The organism is Mucilaginibacter segetis (assembly GCF_016522075.1).
In the GTDB taxonomy this organism is placed as follows: domain Bacteria; phylum Bacteroidota; class Bacteroidia; order Sphingobacteriales; family Sphingobacteriaceae; genus Mucilaginibacter; species Mucilaginibacter segetis.
On sequence record NZ_JAEHFW010000003.1, the window covers coordinates 71954 to 91584 of the forward strand.

Annotated in this window: 19 protein-coding genes; 14 read left to right on the forward strand and 5 right to left on the reverse strand. The window is 41.9% G+C overall.

Annotated elements, in window-relative coordinates; genetic code table 11:
• The first annotated feature begins 39 nt into the window (after positions 1–39).
• The 4 genes from ftsY (at position 40) to I5M19_RS14070 (ending at position 5226) form a co-directional block, all read left to right on the forward strand.
• On the forward strand, positions 40–1005 hold the full coding sequence (gene ftsY / locus I5M19_RS14055; RefSeq protein WP_200066995.1) for a signal recognition particle-docking protein FtsY: 966 nt from the start codon (positions 40–42) through the stop codon (positions 1003–1005).
• Positions 1006–1062: 57 nt separating this feature from the next.
• Positions 1063–2397: a 30S ribosomal protein S12 methylthiotransferase RimO gene (gene rimO / locus I5M19_RS14060; protein ID WP_200066996.1), complete on the forward strand. Its 1335-nt coding sequence runs from the start codon at positions 1063–1065 to the stop codon at positions 2395–2397.
• Between the two features lie 102 nt (positions 2398–2499).
• On the forward strand, positions 2500–4116 hold the full coding sequence (gene bshC / locus I5M19_RS14065) for a bacillithiol biosynthesis cysteine-adding enzyme BshC (RefSeq protein WP_200066997.1): 1617 nt from the start codon (positions 2500–2502) through the stop codon (positions 4114–4116).
• A gap of 36 nt (positions 4117–4152) precedes the next feature.
• Positions 4153–5226, forward strand: coding sequence for an Ldh family oxidoreductase (locus tag I5M19_RS14070; RefSeq protein WP_200066998.1), 1074 nt, complete (start codon positions 4153–4155; stop codon positions 5224–5226).
• A gap of 144 nt (positions 5227–5370) precedes the next feature.
• On the opposite strand, the gene I5M19_RS14075 is transcribed toward I5M19_RS14070, so the two are convergent.
• Both I5M19_RS14075 and I5M19_RS14080 read right to left on the reverse strand, forming a co-directional pair.
• The gene (locus tag I5M19_RS14075; RefSeq protein ID WP_200066999.1) at positions 5371–5772 is read right to left on the reverse strand and encodes a hypothetical protein; all 402 of its coding nucleotides are present in this window, start codon (positions 5770–5772) and stop codon (positions 5371–5373) included.
• Between the two features lie 142 nt (positions 5773–5914).
• The gene (locus tag I5M19_RS14080) at positions 5915–8755 is read right to left on the reverse strand and encodes a TonB-dependent receptor (protein ID WP_200067000.1); all 2841 of its coding nucleotides are present in this window, start codon (positions 8753–8755) and stop codon (positions 5915–5917) included.
• A 256-nt stretch (positions 8756–9011) separates the two neighbouring features.
• On the opposite strand from I5M19_RS14080, the gene I5M19_RS14085 reads away from it, so the two are divergent.
• The 10 genes from I5M19_RS14085 (at position 9012) to lpxB (ending at position 18785) form a co-directional block, all read left to right on the forward strand.
• Complete coding sequence (locus I5M19_RS14085; protein WP_200067001.1) at positions 9012–10091, forward strand: sensor histidine kinase; 1080 nt, start codon at positions 9012–9014, stop codon at positions 10089–10091.
• The gene (locus I5M19_RS14090) at positions 10088–10852 is read left to right on the forward strand and encodes a LytR/AlgR family response regulator transcription factor (protein ID WP_200067002.1); all 765 of its coding nucleotides are present in this window, start codon (positions 10088–10090) and stop codon (positions 10850–10852) included. Before I5M19_RS14085 ends, I5M19_RS14090 begins: the two co-directional genes overlap by 4 nt.
• 418 nt (positions 10853–11270) lie before the next feature.
• Positions 11271–11822 carry a peptide-methionine (S)-S-oxide reductase MsrA gene (gene msrA / locus I5M19_RS14095; RefSeq protein ID WP_200067003.1) on the forward strand — a complete coding sequence of 184 codons (552 nt, stop codon included), beginning with the start codon at positions 11271–11273 and terminating at the stop codon, positions 11820–11822.
• A 24-nt stretch (positions 11823–11846) separates the two neighbouring features.
• Positions 11847–12650, forward strand: a complete 804-nt coding sequence (locus I5M19_RS14100; RefSeq protein ID WP_200067004.1) for a 5'-nucleotidase, lipoprotein e(P4) family — start codon at positions 11847–11849, stop codon at positions 12648–12650.
• A gap of 103 nt (positions 12651–12753) precedes the next feature.
• The gene (locus tag I5M19_RS14105) at positions 12754–15198 is read left to right on the forward strand and encodes a bifunctional YncE family protein/alkaline phosphatase family protein (RefSeq protein ID WP_200067005.1); all 2445 of its coding nucleotides are present in this window, start codon (positions 12754–12756) and stop codon (positions 15196–15198) included.
• Positions 15199–15228: 30 nt separating this feature from the next.
• On the forward strand, positions 15229–16095 hold the full coding sequence (locus I5M19_RS14110; protein ID WP_200067006.1) for an aldose 1-epimerase family protein: 867 nt from the start codon (positions 15229–15231) through the stop codon (positions 16093–16095).
• An 86-nt stretch (positions 16096–16181) separates the two neighbouring features.
• Entirely contained in the window at positions 16182–16526 is a 345-nt protein-coding gene (locus I5M19_RS14115; RefSeq protein ID WP_200067007.1) for a hypothetical protein, read from the forward strand.
• Positions 16527–16627: 101 nt separating this feature from the next.
• Positions 16628–17401, forward strand: a complete 774-nt coding sequence (surE, locus tag I5M19_RS14120; RefSeq protein WP_200067685.1) for a 5'/3'-nucleotidase SurE — start codon at positions 16628–16630, stop codon at positions 17399–17401.
• Positions 17398–17676 (forward strand): hypothetical protein, encoded by a 279-nt coding sequence (locus I5M19_RS14125; RefSeq protein WP_200067008.1) that lies wholly within the window; start codon positions 17398–17400, stop codon positions 17674–17676. The genes surE and I5M19_RS14125 overlap by 4 nt, the downstream gene beginning before the upstream one ends.
• Complete coding sequence (gene lpxB, locus I5M19_RS14130; protein WP_200067009.1) at positions 17673–18785, forward strand: lipid-A-disaccharide synthase; 1113 nt, start codon at positions 17673–17675, stop codon at positions 18783–18785. The genes I5M19_RS14125 and lpxB overlap by 4 nt, the downstream gene beginning before the upstream one ends.
• A 70-nt stretch (positions 18786–18855) precedes the next feature.
• Here lpxB and I5M19_RS14135 read toward each other — a convergent pair whose 3' ends face one another.
• From I5M19_RS14135 to I5M19_RS14140, 3 genes are read right to left on the reverse strand one after another with little or no spacing between them, the layout of a single operon-like run.
• Entirely contained in the window at positions 18856–19014 is a 159-nt protein-coding gene (locus I5M19_RS14135; RefSeq protein ID WP_200067010.1) for a hypothetical protein, read from the reverse strand.
• A gap of 54 nt (positions 19015–19068) precedes the next feature.
• The gene (locus I5M19_RS18745; RefSeq protein ID WP_262895513.1) at positions 19069–19200 is read right to left on the reverse strand and encodes a hypothetical protein; all 132 of its coding nucleotides are present in this window, start codon (positions 19198–19200) and stop codon (positions 19069–19071) included.
• A 32-nt stretch (positions 19201–19232) separates the two neighbouring features.
• Positions 19233–19409 (reverse strand): hypothetical protein, encoded by a 177-nt coding sequence (locus I5M19_RS14140; protein WP_200067011.1) that lies wholly within the window; start codon positions 19407–19409, stop codon positions 19233–19235.
• Positions 19410–19631: the final 222 nt, after the last annotated feature.

Consider the following 19631-nt stretch of genomic DNA (forward strand, 5'->3'; position numbering starts at 1 on the left):
TAATTTGCGATCAGCATAATTATTATCCGCACATTACCTATGGGCTTATTTGATTTTTTCAAAAAAAAGGAAAGTACCGAGCAGGAGCAACAGGCACTTGACACGGGACTGGAAAAAACTAAGGACAACTTCTTTTCAAAAATAACTAAAGTTATTGCAGGCCGTTCAACGGTTGACGATGATGTGCTGGATGACCTGGAAGAAGTGCTGGTAACTTCGGATGTGGGCGTAAGTACCACGCTTAAAATAATTGAACGCATACAGGCCCGCGTAGCACGGGATAAATATGTAAATACGGCTGATCTTAACACCTTGTTAAAAGATGAGATACAGCAACTGCTGGCCGAGAATAACAGTAACGATTTTCAGAATTTTGAATACGGTAACCATAAACCTTATGTAATAATGGTTGTGGGGGTAAATGGTGTAGGTAAAACCACTACCATTGGTAAGTTGGCACATAAATTAAAACAGGCTGGTAACCAGGTGGTGCTTGGCGCTGCGGATACCTTTAGAGCTGCCGCGGTAGATCAGTTAAAACTATGGGGGCAGCGTGTAGATGTTAAAGTAGTGGCGCAGGCAATGGGTTCCGACCCGGCTTCGGTAGCGTTTGATACCCTGCGTTCAGCCGTTTCCAATGGTGATGATGTGGCTATAATTGATACGGCGGGCCGTTTACATAACAAGGTAGGGTTGATGAACGAGCTTACCAAAATAAAAAATGTGATGCAAAAAGTAGTGCCGGGCGCACCACATGAAATTTTGCTGGTACTTGATGCCTCAACAGGGCAAAACGCTATTGAACAGTGTAAGCAGTTTACCGAGGCAACCGCGGTTAACGCGTTAGCACTTACAAAATTAGATGGTACGGCCAAGGGCGGGGTAGTAATTGGCATATCTGATCAGTTTAAGATACCCGTAAAATATATTGGCGTGGGCGAGGGGGTAGATCATTTACAACTCTTCGACAGAAAAGCATTTGTAGATACGCTGTTTAAGAATTAAGCCTTACAGGCACAAACTGCTCGCTATAGGGGAGTGAAGGAGATTATACGAGACAATATGAGGACGAAAGAAATAAGCAAGCCGATACTTAACCAAAAACCACGTGTAAACGTAGTTACCCTGGGCTGCTCCAAAAATATTTATGACAGCGAAGTGCTGATGGGCCAGCTTAAAGGTAACGCCTTTAATGTGGTACACGAGGCTGAGCAGGTAAACAGCGATGATATTATTGTGATTAATACCTGCGGCTTTATTGATAATGCCAAGCAGGAATCAATTGATACCATACTCCAGTACAGCGAGTTAAAAGAGCAGGGTAAAGTGGGTAAGGTAATTGTTACCGGTTGCCTTAGCGAACGTTATAAACCCGAACTGGAAGCCGAGATAACTAATGTTGATGCTTATTTTGGCACAAACGATCTGCAAAATATCCTTCAAAATATAGGTGCCGATTACCGGCACGAACTAATAGGCGAACGTCTGCTTACCACACCCTCGCATTTTGCTTATTTTAAAATTGCCGAGGGCTGCAATCGCCCGTGTTCTTTTTGCGCTATACCGCTAATGCGTGGCAAGCATTTAAGTACACCAATAGATGAATTGGTAAAAAACGCCGAAAGCCTGGTAAAGAACGGCACCAAAGAACTGATATTGATAGCGCAGGACCTGACCTATTACGGGCTCGACTTATACGGAAAGCGTAACCTGGATGAGTTGCTTCGTCGCTTATCTGACGTAAACGGGGTGGAATGGATAAGGCTGCAATATGCATACCCTTCCGGTTTCCCGATGGAGGTATTAGATGTGATGAACGAACGTTCAAATATCTGCAATTACCTTGATATGCCTTTACAGCACATCAGTGATAATATGCTTAAATCGATGCGCCGGGGTATTACCAAACAAAAAACCATTGATCTGGTAAATGCCATTCGCGACAAGGTGCCGACTATAGCATTACGTACCACACTGATAACAGGGTATCCTGGCGAAACTCAGCAGGATTTTGAAGATATGGCGCAATGGGTTGAGGATACCCGATTTGACCGCTTAGGTTGCTTCACCTACTCGCATGAGGAAAAAACGCATGCACATACATTAGAAGACAATATCCCCGAAGAAGTAAAACAGGAACGTGCCGATGCCATAATGGAAATACAGCAGGGGATATCGTTCGAAAAGAACCAGGAGAAGATAGGGCATACCTATAAAGTGCTCATCGACAAAAAAGACGGCGACTATTTTGTAGGGCGTACTGAATACGACTCGCCCGAGGTAGATAATGAGGTTTTGATAGATGCCAGAATGGATTACGCTGCCGTCGGCAGTTTTGTTAATGTGAAAATTGACAATGCCGAAGACTTTGACCTTTATGGACAAATTGTAAAATAAACCGATTTTACTTTCACGATGTCAGTTTTAGGATTTTAAAATCTAAATTCGAATTTAGTATTGGAGGTGAAACACCATATTAACCTTCGAAATTTGAAACAAATGGACGCTGACTGTATAGACTATAAAGAAACCGGATTTTTTTCATCTACTGTTACCGATTACCTGGATAATGTGCCGGAACTGCGATCGTTTTACAGCTACCGCCCGGATATGCAGGGTTTTGCTGAACTGTTTGAACACAAAAAGGTAACCACTAACCGTGATCTGCTGGTGCAGGTATTAAACGCGCAATACAGCAAAGCAGGCGGGCAAAATAACGCCACACCGGCCTTACCCTATGCCGGTATAGTAAATGCTAACATTCGGCTTTTAGGGGCTGACAATACATATACCGTTACTACCGGACATCAGCTTAATATATTTACGGGCCCCCTTTATTTTATATATAAAATAGTAACGGCCATTAAACTGTGCCGCCAGCTAAAAGCCGCTTTCCCTGATAAGAATTTTGTCCCCGTTTACTGGATGGCCTCTGAGGATCATGATTTCGCGGAGATCAATTATACCAACATAGGCGGTAAAAAAGTACACTGGTGGTACGAGGCTACCGGTGCCACCGGCCGTATCAACCCCGATACCATGCGCCAGGCTATTAATCAATATAAAGGTGTTTTGGGTTTAGAAGGGCACTCTTCCGAACTGGGAGAAATGGTGGAAACGGCCTATACCAAATTTGATAAGCTGGCCGATGCTACCCGTTATTTGGTTAATGCCCTGTTCGGGCAATATGGTTTAGTAATTATTGACGCCGATGACCATCAGCTGAAACAGCAATTCGCACCCATAATGGAGCGTGATATTATTGAGCAGAACAGCTTTAAAAATATTAATGAAGCCATTGGGCAATTACAGCAATTGGGTGTGCACGCGCAGGTAAACCCAAGAGAGATAAACTTTTTTTACCTGAAGGACAATATGCGCGAACGGTTGGTGTTTGAGGAAGGGCGCTATAGTGTGCTGAATACGGACATTAGTTTCAGTGAAGATGAACTACGGCAGGAAATAAAATCTGCACCGGAACGCTTTAGCCCGAATGTGGTGATGCGCCCCTTATATCAGGAGTGCATTTTGCCCAATATAGCTTATGTAGGCGGTGGTGCCGAAGTAGTGTACTGGCTGGAACTGAAATCGAACTTTGATTTTTATGGGGTTGATTTTCCGATACTGATACTGCGTAACTCTGGACTGGTTATCCGCAAGGATACTGCGGCTAAAATAGCGGCAATGGAACTAAATGCGGCGGACATATTTAAACCAACCGACGAAATAAAAAGCACCTGGGTAAAAAAGCACAGCAGCCACGATCTTACCCTGAATGAGGAGTGGCGCGAGATACAATGCGTTTTTGAAAAAATAAAACTGCGCTCCCATAAGATCGACCCTACACTTGAACCATCAGCAGCGGCTGTACAGGCCCGCTTAAAGCATGCGTTGGATAACCTGGAGAAAAAGCTGGTAAAAGCCGAAAAGAAGAACTATCACATACGGTTAGAACAAATAGAACACATAAAAAAAGATCTTTTCCCCAAGAATAGCTTGCAGGAGCGTACCGAAAATTTTGGCTTAAGCTATGTAAAATGGGGGCAGTTCTTTATCGATGAACTCATCCTTAATTTTGAACCACTCGATTTTAAGTTTACCGTGCTGACGGAGTAGGATTAACAATAATATACTTACCGTATATTTGCTTCTATGCTAATTTCCGAATCCAAACTCCGAAAATTTACACTGGATATTTTTATGGCGATGGGCTGCAGTGAGGATCATGCTACACTGGCTGCCGATGTATTATTAAGGTCGGATCTGCGGGGGATCGATTCGCATGGTGTGGCCCGTTTAAGCGGCTATGTGCGGCTTTGGGAGAAACAACGCATCAACACTCAGCCGGATATTAAAATTGTACACGAGTCGTACACTACAGCCACCATTGATGGTGATGCCGGCCTGGGGTTGGTTGTTGCCCCCTTTGCTATGCAAGTGGCTATACAAAAGGCCGAAAAGTACGGTTCGGGTTGGGTGTCAGTACGTAATTCTAATCATTTTGGTATAGCGGGTTACCATGCGCTTATGGCGGTTGAACAGGATATGATCGGTTTCGCCATGACCAATGCCAGTCCGCTGGTGGCACCGACATTTTCAAGCGAGCGCTTATTAGGCACTAATCCTATGTGTTATGCTTTCCCTGCAGGGAAATATCCACCCGTGGTGGTGGATATGGCCACCTCTGCCGCGGCAAACGGCAAGCTCGAGATAGCCCAGCGTGCGGGTAAGCAGGTGCCAGAAGGCTGGCTGCAGGATAACGCCGGGAATTTTACTACCGACCCTTTTGCATTAAAATCCGGCGGGGCACTGCTGCCATTAGGAAGCGATAAGGAGCATGGCAGCCATAAAGGATTCGGCCTGAGCGCTACTGTTGATATCCTTTCGGGTGTATTGTCGGGGGCGGGGTACGGGCCTTGGGTGCCGCCGTTTGTGGCTTTTCTGGAGCCTCCTGCTAATCCACCGGGTAAGGGTATCGGCCATTTTTTAGGTGCAATGCGGGTGGATGGTTTCCGCCCTGCTGAGGAGTATAAAGCGGATATGGATAATTGGATAGCCCGTTTTAAATCGGCCCCTACCATTGATGCGGATAAGAAAGTGATCATACCCGGTGAGCCGGAACTTGAAGCCGAAATCGACAGGATAAAAAATGGCATCCCTTTAGTGGATGCCGTTGTAAATGACCTGAATGAACTTGCACTTAAATTCGGAATAGATACTTTATAGCATTACTTGCTTGCAGGCGTTAAACCTGTTAAGGTTGCGGACCTTGGCTTTGCCTGTACAATAGCCGGCGCCAGGTCACGGAAAGCTTTACGATAATTGGCATTTAGATACCCGGTTGCCGCCTTTATTCAATATTTTTTAAATTTATACCGTAGGCACAGTAGTAAATACGGCGCTGTAATACCTGCGATAGGCATACAGCAGAAAGGCGTTCAAAATAAACATTAGTATACCTAAAGGCAATAAGGGAGTACCTAAAAAAATATCGAATAAAAAAATGTTTAATGTTACCGGAAATAATAAGGCGATGAAAAATGCCGTATAACGATTAATGATCAAAAACACAGCGCTGATAATTTCGATCACTTTTAATGAAGGGAAAAAATAATTGGTATCAATTAGTGCTTTCAGAAAAATATTTGATTTTTTATTGAGGTCTGGTATTTCGAGGATATTTTCTGAAAAAAAATGCAGAACTGCATCAATGCTAAATGTTAAGAAAATAAGACCGAGCAGAATACGGGCAAATAACACAGTTTTTTTCATGATAGGGGAAAAGATCAGATTTAAACAATTAAGTAATTAAAGTTAATGCTAATTACTTAAAAGCCAAATATATAATTGGCTGTAAAAAACAATGGCACCAGCTACGGTGCCATTGTGAAATATTATATTCAGCAGGGGGGTATTACATAGGAGGGCCACCCGGGCCTTCACCCGGAGGAGGGCCGCCCGGACCGCCTCTGCCCGGCCCTGTTGGCCTGGCACCTGCAAATTTCTGCAGCCTTAGGGTAAACGTGAGCAAATAATATCTGCCTAAACGATTAGCACTGGTTTGTGTAATATAGCTGCCGCTTTGTGTGGTGGTATAGCCTGTATTTTCGTTAAATACATCGTTAACCGAAAAGCGAAGCGTACCTACATTGCCTTTTAAGAAACGGCGTTCTACATAAGCATTAAGGATGTTAGGGTTAGTTGCACCCTGGTAGCCGTAGTATATTTGTTTAGAGTAATCATAACTTAACGTCCAGTCTTTAAAAAAGTAATTTTTACCGTTTAAGCCAATATTAAGCGTACTGAATTTGTTGTTAATATCAGCCTGTTCAATTGAGTTGGTTGAGCGGTTAATACTATAAGTAGTGCTGGCTTCGGCATCAATAATATCGGTAATATTTGTTCTGAAACGTAAGCCTTGAGAAAGCACCAGGTTTTTAGAGATGTTTTTCTCGGTGGTCATTTCATAAGTATCGGCGGCTACGTTGCTGATATAGGAGATGTTGTTCGCATAGTTAACATTACCTGTAAAGAATAAATTGTACTTACGTTTCTCCCAGGGCTTGGCAAATACATAAAAGGCATTGGCCGCGTAATATCCGTCGGAATTTAAGTATTGAGTAGATATGGTACCTGCCAATTTACTATCCGGGGTGTACACTTTTGGATAAGTAATGGTGTTGGCCACAATTTTATGATCGGTTTGCGTGAACGACAGGTTGCTGAAAAATACGTTTCCTGACTCGAAATTGAAATTATTGAATCGTGCTGATAAAACATTGCTGAACTCCGGTTTCAGGTCAGGGTTACCGGTAACCGGGTAAGAGGCGTTAGAAAAATCGGTTATCGGTTGTAATTCGGTATAAGTGGGCTGATTGCTTGAGCTGTTATAGTTTAAGCTTAATGATTTATTGCGCGAGAAATTATAGATGAACCGGGCGGTAGGGGCAATGTTAAAGGTATTTACCTGTGTGTTGCCACTAACGCGAGAACTGCCTTGTAATGTAACCGGTTGTGCTAAAACACCTAAGGTGTAGTTGTACTTTTTATCAATAAACCGATAGTTAAGCCCGAAACGGTTAGTGATATAAGTATAATTATAACTGTTGCTTAGCAGGTCGTAACGGTCAATGGTGTTATCAAATGTATTTAAGGTATCTGTTAATTTATCAGCAGTGGTATAAGCATGTTTAAAGCCATAAGTAAGTTCCAGATACGACTTTTTTGACAGCGGTTCCAGATAGGAAAGATTAGCACCTATACTATCAGTACGGCTATCCGTACTGATATACTGGTTAAGCGGCGCGTTTGCAGCTCCTTCAATGTAAGTATATACCGGGTTTTGATATTTGTTGGTACTGTATGATCCTGCACCGAAGTTTATACTGAAGTTGCGCCCCTTAGTGCTGAAGCGGTGATTAAATAAAACATTTGCGCCATAGTTGGGGGCAGTTGAATTACTTAGCGAGTTAAATGTATAATCGGATACCGTTTCGGAACTGTTTAATAATTTACTTGCACCATTTTGTATGGTATTGGTACTGGCGTAGGAGTACGACGGGGTTATTTTTATATAGTTAACCGTATCCGGCTTATATTCAATATTAAAGTTAAAACGGTGGTTTACATTATTATCCTGCTGTGTGCTGCTTTGGTTATTTACCGTAGGGTTGTTTAGCGAGATGTTATTTTGTATAGTAGTACTGGTAGTATTAACGTCATTATCCGCAAAGCTGTAACTGCCATAGGCAGATATTTTTTTACCCCACTGGTCGCGGTAGTTAAGGCCAATGCTGCGCGCGGTAGTTATACCGTTGTTATTGCCGCTGTTACCCCCGCCACGCGGGCCGCCACCAGGACCGCCGCCGCCACCTCTGCCGCCAAAGCTGAACAGGTTAGTATTGGTGTTATTTAAATTGCCCAAAACCGCTATCTGCCTGTTACCGTTAAAACTGAAAAGGTTAGCCTGTGCAACATATCGGTTTCCCTCTTTGTCGCTTGATACGCCGGGAATCATATCCGCGCCGTCGCCTACACTGGCCTGCCCGAAATAGCCGTAATTTTTACTTGGTTTGATATTAATGTTCAGGATCTTCTCAGGGTCGCCGGTTTTTACCCCGGTAATATTTGCCTGATCGCCGTAATCATCAATGATCTGTATGTTTTGAACAACATCAGCAGGCAGGTTTTTAGTAGCAGTTTTTACATCTCCGCCAAAAAAATCCTTGCCGTTCACCCTCACCTTATTTATAGATTTACCTTCAGCGGTTATGTTGCCATCTTTATCTACATCAACTCCCGGCAATTTCTTGATCACATCCTCAACAGGCGCCCCTTCGCGTACCGGATAAGCAGCGGCGTTAAACTCAACAGTATCTTCCTTTAATCTAACAGGGTTCACATCCACAATATTCACCGTATTAAGCATGTGCGTATCGGTTTTTAAAATGATAGGAGCCAGGTCTGCAGGCTTTGTGCCGTCGTCCAAAATAAAGTGGCGTTTAACGGGCTGGTAGCCTATTGACTGTACTACTAAACTGAATTCCTTTACCGCTACAGATTGGAATACAAACCGGCCGTTGGCATCTGTAACCGTTGTAGAACTGTCTTTCCCGTTTAATAATTTAACACTTGTACCTGGCAGGGTAACGCCGGTAGAGTCCTTAACTATTCCTCTCACATCGCGGGGTGTTTGGCTGTAAGCCCGCAGGGTTAATATTAATAAGGAGGTGATTATAAAATATTTTGCTTTCATTTTTTAATTACTGATGTACAAAACAATACTTATAGCCCAGCTTAAAAAAACGCAATAGACGGGTAGGCAATATGTGCAGACAGAAAGCCATTTTTAACCTATAAAAGTTAAAATGCAGCCTTTAAAACAAAAAGTGTCTTTTCGGGGGTGAAATTTAGCTGCTGGCAGATAAAACCGGCGTCCCGGTAGATTATGATTGCCTTGTAATTATTTGATTTGTAATATTGTATCACCCTTTAAATGGGGCGCTAAAGAAATGATCATTCAGAAATCAAAAAGCACGCTGGTAACTATACTTATCCATATACTAATATGGGGAGTGCTGGGCCTGCTGTTATTGTTCTATCAACCATTATCATGGAACATTCAGGTTCCATACCAGTTCTGGATAAAGCAGTTCCTTATTTTAAGTATGCTGATATCAGCTTATTATTTAAATGCATATTTACTGGTGCCTAAGTTTTTATTAAAAAACCGGATCGGCATTTACTTTTTACTGCTGGTAGCCATTGTAATTGTAATTGTTTTGCTAACCGGCTATATTGATAAATGGTTGCATATGCACCGTTTAATGGAAGCAGCCTTTCGTAAGCATGGTCCCCCTAAGGCAGGCGGTGCCGGTGGCAGGCGCGGTTTTGATACACTTACCTTTACGGTAGTGGCGTTAGTACTCGGTATCAGTACCAGTATAACCACTACGCAAACCTGGAAAAAGGGCAAGCAGCAACAGCAGAAAATGGAGCAGGATAAAATAAGCTCCGAGTTGTCGTTCTTAAAGGCGCAGATAAATCCGCATTTCTTTTTTAACACGTTAAATAATATATACGCGCTTACGCTGGTGAATGTGGAAACATCGCGCACGGCCCTGCATCAATTATCGCGTATGATGAGGTATGTGTTGTACGATACCCAAAATACTACTGCCCTGCTGAGCCAGGAGGTGGCCTTTGTAAAGGATTATATCAGCCTGATGCAATTACGTTTAACAGATAAGGTATCGGTGAATTTTAATTACCCCACACCATTAAAGGAGTACCAGGTGGCGCCAATGCTGTTTTTACCCTTTGTAGAGAATGCTTTTAAACACGGCATCAGCGATACGCTGCCCAGTAATGTAAATATCAGTATTGAGCAGGAGGACGATAAACTTACGCTGATAGTACAAAACGCAGTATTTAATGTGCAGGGTGTTAGCCTGGAGGAGAATAAAGGGATCGGGCTTAATAATACGATACGCCGGCTTGCCCTTTTGTACCCTAAAAAGCATACCTTAAGCGTGGATAACAATACCGAAGCAAATTTATATACGGTAACTTTAACGTTGAATTTGGCATGATCATAAATTGTATAGCTGTTGACGACGAGCCTTTAGCCCTTGGGCTGATATGTTCATTTATTGAGCAAACACCATTCTTGAATTTGGTGGGCCGGTACAACAGCGCGGTAGAAGCTTTGGGCGGCTTGCAGCAGCACAAAGTTGATCTGCTGCTTTTAGATATACAAATGCCTAACTTAAACGGTATTGAGCTTGCCCGTGTGCTGGATAGTCGCGGCCCTAACCGCCCGCGGATAATTTTCACCACGGCTTATAATCAGTTTGCGCTGGAGGGCTACCGGGTTGACGCGCTGGATTACCTGCTGAAACCTTTTAATTACGAGGAATTTTTGCACGCGGCCAATAAGGCTCTGGCTTATGCCGAACTGGTGGAACGTTCCAACACCGCGCCTGCTGTTTTTGCTACCACTGCCTCACCTGCCGCTACAGAAAAGCCGGAGGATGAATATCTGTTTATAAAAGTTGAATATCAACTGGTACGTATAGCGTTCAATGATATTTTATACCTGGAGAGCCTGAAAGATTATGTAAAGGTATACATGCGGAATGTGGAAAAGCCATTGCTTACCCTGAGCAGCCTGAAGGCCCTGGAAGAGAAACTCCCTGCCAGGCGTTTTATGCGTGTACATCGCTCGTATATTGTATCGCTCGATAAAATAAACTCCATTACCCGCAACGCCCTGCAAATAGGTAAAATAAACATCACCGTAGGCGACCAGTATAAAGACGCCTTCAACCAGTTTTTAAGTAAGTGGACTTAAGGGAATGTTTTTTACTATAAATCAAAAGGTGCTCTCTTCAATTCTTATAGTTTTAACCATCCTTATTTTGTTGTTTGGTTTTGGTTGGATGAATAGCCTGATAAGCTATAAATATGAGGTACAGGATAGTGTATTTGCAGGTGAGATACTTGATCAACATCAGCAATCTATTTTAAATGGGATATTATCTTGTAAAATTGGATTAGTTTGTAGTACAATTCTATTGATATTTGGATTATATGTAAATGAAGCGAATCCAACCTTTAGAGGCAGGGTTAGTTATAAAAAGAAAAAATTGATTAGCTGATAAAATTTATTTCTCCATAAATTCAGCCAAATAAATGACGCTTCCAAAACATTCCACACAAATTTTCACTTACCAATTAAGTAAATTTGTATTATAAAAGCGTTAAATATAATGGCACAAAATATTCAGAAAATAACTTTTGGCAGCGGTTGCTTTTGGTGCACCGAGGCCATCTTTCAAAATGTTAAAGGAGTAAGCAAAGTGGAGTCGGGTTATATGGGTGGGCATACTCAAAACCCTACGTATATGGAAATATGCAATGGCGATACCGGTCATGCCGAGGTGATAAGCTTGGAGTACGATGCCGATGCAGTTAGCTTTGAGGAACTGCTTTTGGTGTTTTTTAAAACACATAACCCTACTACATTAAACAGGCAGGGGAATGATGTAGGTACACAATACCGTTCGGCTATATTTTATTATACTGATGAGCAAAAGCAACAAGCCGAAGCGATGGTGAAAAAGCTAACGGACGAGCAGGTTTTTGATAAACCCATAGTAACAGAAATAACACCTGCAAGCGAGTTTTATAAGGCAGAGGATTATCATCAGAATTATTTTAGCGATAACCCCATGAAGCCTTATTGCGCCTTTGTTATACAGCCTAAACTAAACAAGTTTGCCAAAGAATTTACAGAAAAGTTAAAACCGGAACTGTTATAATGCCCATATTTGCCAACAGCAATTATGAAAAAGAACATTACCGGCCTCTTGGCAGGCATCATTTTACTGAGCGCCTGCGCCACTACAAAAAAAACAGAGAGCACTTCACTGGCCAACGGCGGCAAAATCTGGTCGGCGCTTTGGCAGCAACGCGCGGCAGAATATAAGGCGTTGTGTTTCCAGGCGTATAACATTGCCCGGCTGCGCTTAAACGAGGCTGTCCGCCAACCTGGTGGTAAGCCTTTAGCTATAGTTACCGATATTGACGAGACCTTATTAGATAATAGCCCTTATGATGCTATGCGCGCTGCCCAAAACCAGGAATATACCGGTGAAACCTGGAAAGCGTGGACAGCCAAAGCGCAAGCCGATACGGTGCCCGGTGCGCCTTCATTCCTGAAATATGCGGCATCAAAAGGAGTAGCCGTATTTTACATCACCAACCGCGATCAGGATGAGATGGCCGGCACTTTAAAAAATTTAAAGAAATTCAATTTGCCGGATGCTGATGAATCACACTTGTTTTTAAAGCAGGGCAACTCCAGTAAAGAAAGCCGCAGGCTAACTGTTTTATCAACCTATAATATTGTTTTACTGTGTGGTGATAATCTGCCCGATTTTGACGCCTTGTATGACAGCCACCCCACAGAGGAAAACCGAAGCGCTATTACAGAACAGTTGAAGAAAGAGTTTGGCGATAAATATATTGTATTGCCCAATCCATCGTATGGTGATTGGGAAGGAGCCTTATTCAACTACGATTATAAACTCACCCACGCTCAAAAAGATTCGGTGATGCGTGCAAAGCTAAAGGTGGATAAGCAATAATCCAGACTGTATCTGATTGTATCAATTATTTGACGTGTTAAGTTTTTGTTAACTCTGCTGATACCCGCGGGTAATATGTATTTTTGAGTTTCAATGTTTTATTATGAAACAGAAACTCCTACTTTCCATAGCGGCAATTGCTGTAACTTTCCAATCCTTTGCTCAAACACCGGGTAAAATAGCACAGACAGAACAGGTTTTATTACCCAATGGCTGGAAATTGAGCCCTGCGGGGAGGTCTCTGCCTCTGGGCGATCTGCCATTAAATATGCAGCTGTCCTCATCCGGTAAATATCTGGCCGTTACCAATAACGGGCAAAGTGTGCAGTCGCTGCAGCTGATAGATCCTAAAAGCGAAAAATTGCTGGACGAGCAGGAACTGAAAAAATCATGGTATGGTATAGCTTTTAGCCGCGACGAAAAGGAGCTGTATGCTTCAGGGGGTAACGATAATATTATTCTTGATTTTCATATCAGTAACAGCAAACTGGGTAAGCCCGATACTATAAGGTTAGGGGCTGCCTGGCCAAAAAATAAAATATGTCCTACAGGTATCGCGGTCAACAAAAAAAATACCATACTATACACGGTAACCAAGGAGGACAGCACACTCTATATTATTGATCCTGCCAGGAAAAACATACTGAAAAGAGTTAAACTAAGCGCCGAGGCTTATAGCTGTGTTTTATCACCCGACGAGAAAACGCTGTATATCTCTTTATGGGGAGGAAATAAAGTGGCTTTCTACAATACATCTACCCAAACTTTAACCAGTATACAGGCAGGCAGCCACCCAAATGAGTTATTACTGAATAAAAAAGGAACACTGTTGTTTGTGGCTAATGCTAATGATAATTCGGTATCTATTATTAACACAGCTACGCATAAAATTTTAGAGACGGTTTCAACCGCATTATATCCAACACATTTAACAGGATCAACCACTAACGGATTTGCCTTATCATCAAACCAAAAAACGCTTTATATAGCCAATGCCGATAATAATTGTTTGGCCGTTTTTGATGTATCGCAACCTGCCAACAGTCAGAGCCGTGGTTTTATACCGGTAGGTTGGTATCCTACCAATGTTAAAATGCTGGGCAAAAAAATATTAGTGAGCAATGGTAAAGGTTTTAAGTCAATGGCTAACCCTAACGGGCCGCAGCCTGTTAAGAAAACGGATAACAGCGGGTATCAGATAGGATCTACAAACAGGAAGGAGCAATATATAGGCGGTTTGTTTAAAGGTACTCTTTCCTTTATTAATGCGCCTGATGAAGCACAGTTAAAGGCCTACACAAAGCAGGTTTACGCTAATACACCATTCAACGATAAAATAGCTGCTGAAGCGCCTGGCGAAGCGGGTAATCCTATCCCTCGTAAGCAAGGTGAGAAATCGCCTATAAAGCATGTGTTTTACATTATTAAGGAAAACCGTACATACGATCAGGTAATGGGTGATGTTGCCGAAGGTAACGGTGATACATCACTTTGTATATTCGGCAAAACCGTTACACCAAATTTGCACGCCATTGCCAAAAACTATGTATTGCTGGATAACTTTTATGTAGATGCCGAAGTAAGCGCCGATGGACATAACTGGAGCACAGCTGCCTACGCTACCGATTTTGTGGAAAAGACGTGGCCTACCAGCTATGGCGGCCGTGGAGGTAATTATGATTTTGAAGGAACACGCTTCGCGGCATACCCGCGCGATGGTTTTATATGGGATTATTGTAAACGTGCCGGTGTTAGTTACCGCACCTATGGGGAGTTTGTTACCGACGGCGAAAATGCTAAAGCCAGTCTTAAATCTTTAGAAGGACACTTTTGTAAACAATCACCAGGGTTTGATATGAGCGTAATGGACCTTAAACGTGAGGAAGTTTGGGCGCATGATTTTGACTCGTTACTTACCATAAACCAGGTACCGCAATTCAATTCCATCCGGATATCTAACGATCATACCAGTGGGCAGCGTAAGGGCGCACGTACACCTATAGCTTGCGTTGCAGATAATGATTTGGCGGTAGGCAGGTTGATAGAACATCTGTCGCACAGCCCCATCTGGAAAGAATCTGTAGTGATTGTTTTAGAGGACGATGCCCAAAACGGCCCCGACCATGTAGACGCTCACCGCTCCCCGGTATTTTTAGCCGGCCCGTATGTAAAACGTAACGCGGTTATCCATGGCATGTACTCTACATCGGGTGTATTGCGTACCATTGAATTGATCTTGGGATTACCGCCAATGAGCCAGTATGATGCATCGGCGATGCCGCTATATGCCTGCTTTACCAATAATCCCGACTTTACACCATATGTGGTTAAACCCGCACAGGTTGATCTGGATGCACGCAATATTGCTGATAACGAAAGCAGTCGCCGTTCCGAAAGCTTTAATCTCGCTAAGGAAGATGCCGCGCCTGATCTTGATCTGAACGAAGTAGTTTGGAAATCAGTAAAAGGAGAAAACTCCATTATGCCAGCGCCAAAACGCAGTGCCTTTGTTATTTTGGAGAAGAAAAAGAAACAGGATGATGATTGATTTGTTTACCTTGAACCAAACACTATCCTGATGGCTATTCTTGAAAATGAATTTTTAAAAGTATCTGCCGGTACTAAAGGCGCGCAGCTTACTTCTTTTTTTAACAAAAAAACCAATACAGAACATTTATGGCAGGCCAACCCCGATGTATGGCCGTGGCATGCGCCAAACCTTTTCCCGGTAGTTGGCGGACTGATTAACGATGAACTGATGGTTGATGGTAAAGCTTATGCCATGAAAAGGCACGGGTTTGCACGTCAATCGGAGTTTATTTTGTTGGAAACGAGTGAAGTACATGCAAGTTTTTCAAAACCTTATTGTGAAAAAACACTCGAAGTATATCCTTACAAGTTTGATTTTCAGGTGATGTACACTTTAATTGATAACGCACTTCGTGTAACTTATAAATTGATTAACCGTGATAAGCAGCCGGTTTATTTTTCAGTTGGCGGACATCCGGCTTTTAACGTGCCTTTTAACACAGGGGAAAGGTATGAAGATTATTATCTGGAGTTTGAGGTTCACGAAGAGTTGAAAACTCATCAGCTATCAGCAGAAGGCTTTTTTACCGGTGAAGAACATCATGTAACTATGGAAGGCAACAAGTTGCAGCTCACACGAGAACTGTTTGCCGAGGATGCGCTGGTGTTTAAAAACCTACTGTCGCGTATGGTGACCATAAAAAGCAATTTGCATGATAAAAGTCTGTCAGTTGAATTTCCTCATTTTAATTATTTAGGCCTTTGGGCTAAGCCCGGGGCCGACTTTGTATGCATTGAGCCATGGCTTGGCTGTGCTGACACCGTTAATAATCAGGTGGATATCAATAAGAAAGAGGCCATTCAAATGACTGATGTAGGACATGTTTTTGAGGCATCCTACTTCATTAGTATTTAAAAAGTAAATTTTTTTATATTTTTTTAAAACATTTGATTTGATTTTGTGATTATCAATAAAAATTACTCACTAAACAATTAAATGCTATGAAAAAGAAAATTTATCTAATCGCCGTAACCATGCTGTTAAGTATTACCGCATTTAACAGTAATGCCGCTACCTTCGAAGGTGGTAAAGACAAGAAGGATTACAAAGAGGAATTTGCGAAAATGACCGACGAGCAAAAACAAGCTCGTGTGGAAGAAATTAAAACCCGTGTGGAAGAAATCAAACACATGGACAAATCTCATTTAACCCGTCAGGATAAAAAAGAATTGCGCCATGAGCTTAGAGAATTAAAGCACGAAGCACAAGCAGCTACCAGTGGTGGTGTATACCTTTCAGTTGGTGCTATCATCATCATCATCTTAGTATTGATCCTGATCTTATAATCAGAAGAAAATCCATTATAAAAAAGGGGCAGCTTAATAGCTGCCCCTTTTTTATTTGCTTTTTAAAGCACCTTGCTTCAAAATCTCTATTTTTGTTGATGATGACAAAAAATAAACCCAATATACTGGTAGTGAATGATGACGGGATAACGGCTCCCGGCATAAAGGCGCTGATGCACGTGATGAAAGAAATAGGGAGGGTAGTGGTGGTAGCGCCGGATAGCCCTCAATCGGGAATGGGGCATGCCATTACTATAGGTAAACCGCTCCGGTTGGATAAGGTGGATATTTATGAAGGCATTGAAATGTACAGTTGCTCGGGCACCCCGGTTGATTGCGTAAAACTGGCTGTAAATAAAATATTTAAGGGGCAAAAACCCGATCTTTGCGTATCAGGCATTAATCATGGATTAAATAATTCCATCAATATACTTTATTCAGGTACCATGTCGGCCGCGGTTGAAGGTGCTATTGAGAGTATTCCGTCTATCGGGTTCTCGTTGGATGATTATACCCTGCAAGCCAATTTTAAGCCTTGTTTAAAATTTGTGAAGCAATTATCGTTACAGGTATTAAAGAACGGTTTACCCCCGGGCACGTTGCTTAATGTGAATTTCCCGGCTACATCAAATATTAAAGGTGTTAAAATATGCCGCCAGGCAAAAGCCAAATGGGCAGAAGAATTTGATGAAAGGATGGATCCGCATAACAGGCCTTACTATTGGCTAACGGGTGTTTTCCAGTTAAATGATAGCGGGGAGGATACCGATGTTTGGGCATTGGAACATCACTATGCATCGGTAGTGCCTGTACAATTTGATATGACGGCACATTATGCCATGCAAGAATTAAATAACTGGGAATTTAATGTATGATGCTGGCAGGCAGTAGAAATAATTTAATAGCGGGTTTCCTTTGCGGATGTGTGTTGCCTTTAATTACATGGATAGTTTTTGAGTATTGGCTGCAGGCGGATGATATGATAATGAATAAGCCCGGAGTGCCTTATTTAATAGCCATCTGTATTAATTTAATGATGATAAGATACAGTGTGCTTCATGATCAGGATAAAACTGGCAAAGGTATAATGATGAGTACTTTTATGATATTGCTGCTCGTTTTTATGTTTAAAATAAGGTTATCCGCATGAAGTATTATCTGGTAGCGGGCGAAGCCTCCGGCGATCTGCACGGCGCTAATTTGATAAAGGAATTAAAATCACTTGACGAAAAAGCTGATTTTCGTTTTTTTGGCGGCGACCTGATGCAGGCCGAGGGGGGTACGTTGGTGAAACACTATGCTGACATGGCCTTTATGGGCTTTGTGGAAGTGGTAGCCAACCTGAATACCGTGCTCAAAAATCTGAGATCTTGTAAAAAGGACATTCTTGCTTATCATCCGGATGTATTGATACTGATAGATTTTCCGGGGTTTAACCTGAAAATAGCGGAATTTGCCAAAAGCAATGGCCTGTTGGTGTGTTATTACATCTCCCCCAAAGTTTGGGCCTGGAATCAAAAGCGGGTACTTAAAATAAAAAAAGTGGTAGATCACCTGTTTTGTATCCTGCCATTTGAGGTTGATTTTTACCGGCAATGGGGGATGGAGATTGATTACGTAGGAAACCCTTTATTAGATGCCGTTACCGCCTTTACCCCAGATCCCGTTTTTATTAAAAAAAATAACCTTAACAATAAAAATATAATAGCACTGTTACCCGGTAGTCGCAGGCAGGAGATAAGTCGTTTATTGCCCCAAATGATAGCTGCGGCCAGGCAATTTCCCAACCATCAATTTCTGATAGCAGGCGCGCCATCATTTACCGCCGAATACTATCAGCAGTATTTAAACGGTTTAAATATTCCTGTAATATTTAACGCTACTTATGATATTTTACACCATGCCGAAGCCGCAGTAGTGGCATCAGGTACGGCAACGTTAGAGACCGCTTTATTTGATGTGCCGCAGGTAGTAGTATATAAAGGCAATGCCATTACTATAAGCATTGCCAGGCTATTAGTGAAAATAAAATTCATATCACTGGTGAATTTAATTATGGACAGATTAATAGTTAAGGAATTGATACAGGAAGACTGCACTGCTGAAAATATCGATGCTGAGCTAAATGCCCTTATAAATAATAAAGCGTATCGCGGGCAAATGCTTCATAATTATAATATCCTGGATGAAAAGCTGGGCGAGCCCGGTGCGTCGGTTAAAACTGCCGCACTTATTATAAAATATGCCGCAAAAAAATAAGGCTCCGCAGTTCGCCGAGCCTTATTGTTCTCAAAGGGATGTTTTAAAAATAGATGTAAATATATGTTGATCAGGCTGCTGAAAGTTGTTGCACAGCTTCCTGTTTGTTGCTTTTTGTAAACGGGTTTCTTCCTCTGAAAGACCTTAGATCTTCCATTAACAAATTTTTCAGTTCGTTATCAAAACGTTTCAGTAATTTACTTGTAGCCGGTTGTTTATAGGTTTTCATAGGTAGATGTTTTTGTAGTTAGTTTTTTTGGTAGATAGTGTGTTTAAGTTAAAATTACGCAGCGGTTAAACGGCCGGTATTTTTTAGTGCTTTTATAGTTTTCAGATCATTCATTAAAATGTTCATCAGTTCTTTGTCGAAACGTGCAACTAATTTGCTGGTGGCTGGTTTTTGGTAAGTTTTCATAGTTGATATTTTTAGTTTTTTATGTTAGTGTTTTAGTTTTTGTTGTCGTTATTTTCGTCTTCTTCAAGATTCTCTTTTCTGCGTTTGGCCTCTTCTAATTGCCTTTGCATTTGTTGTTCCTCCCGGTCATCAGAGGTTTTTTCGGGTTCAGCTGGGTTTTCCCATTCTTTTTCTTCCCCCGGTTTTTCGGTCTTCTTTAGAGTTTCCATTTTGTCTCTGTTTGATAATACTTATTCCAATTCAATGCCAAAAAATGAGTTGCCCCAAAAAAAATTTACAATAAAGAGTGCGTTTTTTTACATTCAGAATAAAAAAGCACTGTGAATTAGGTTTTTATACTGATTTGCGTTTTGGTATAGAAAAATAAGGTGTACAAAAAATAAGTAAAAACTGTTGGGTAGAATAGTCAACACCTGTACGGTTTTTATAAA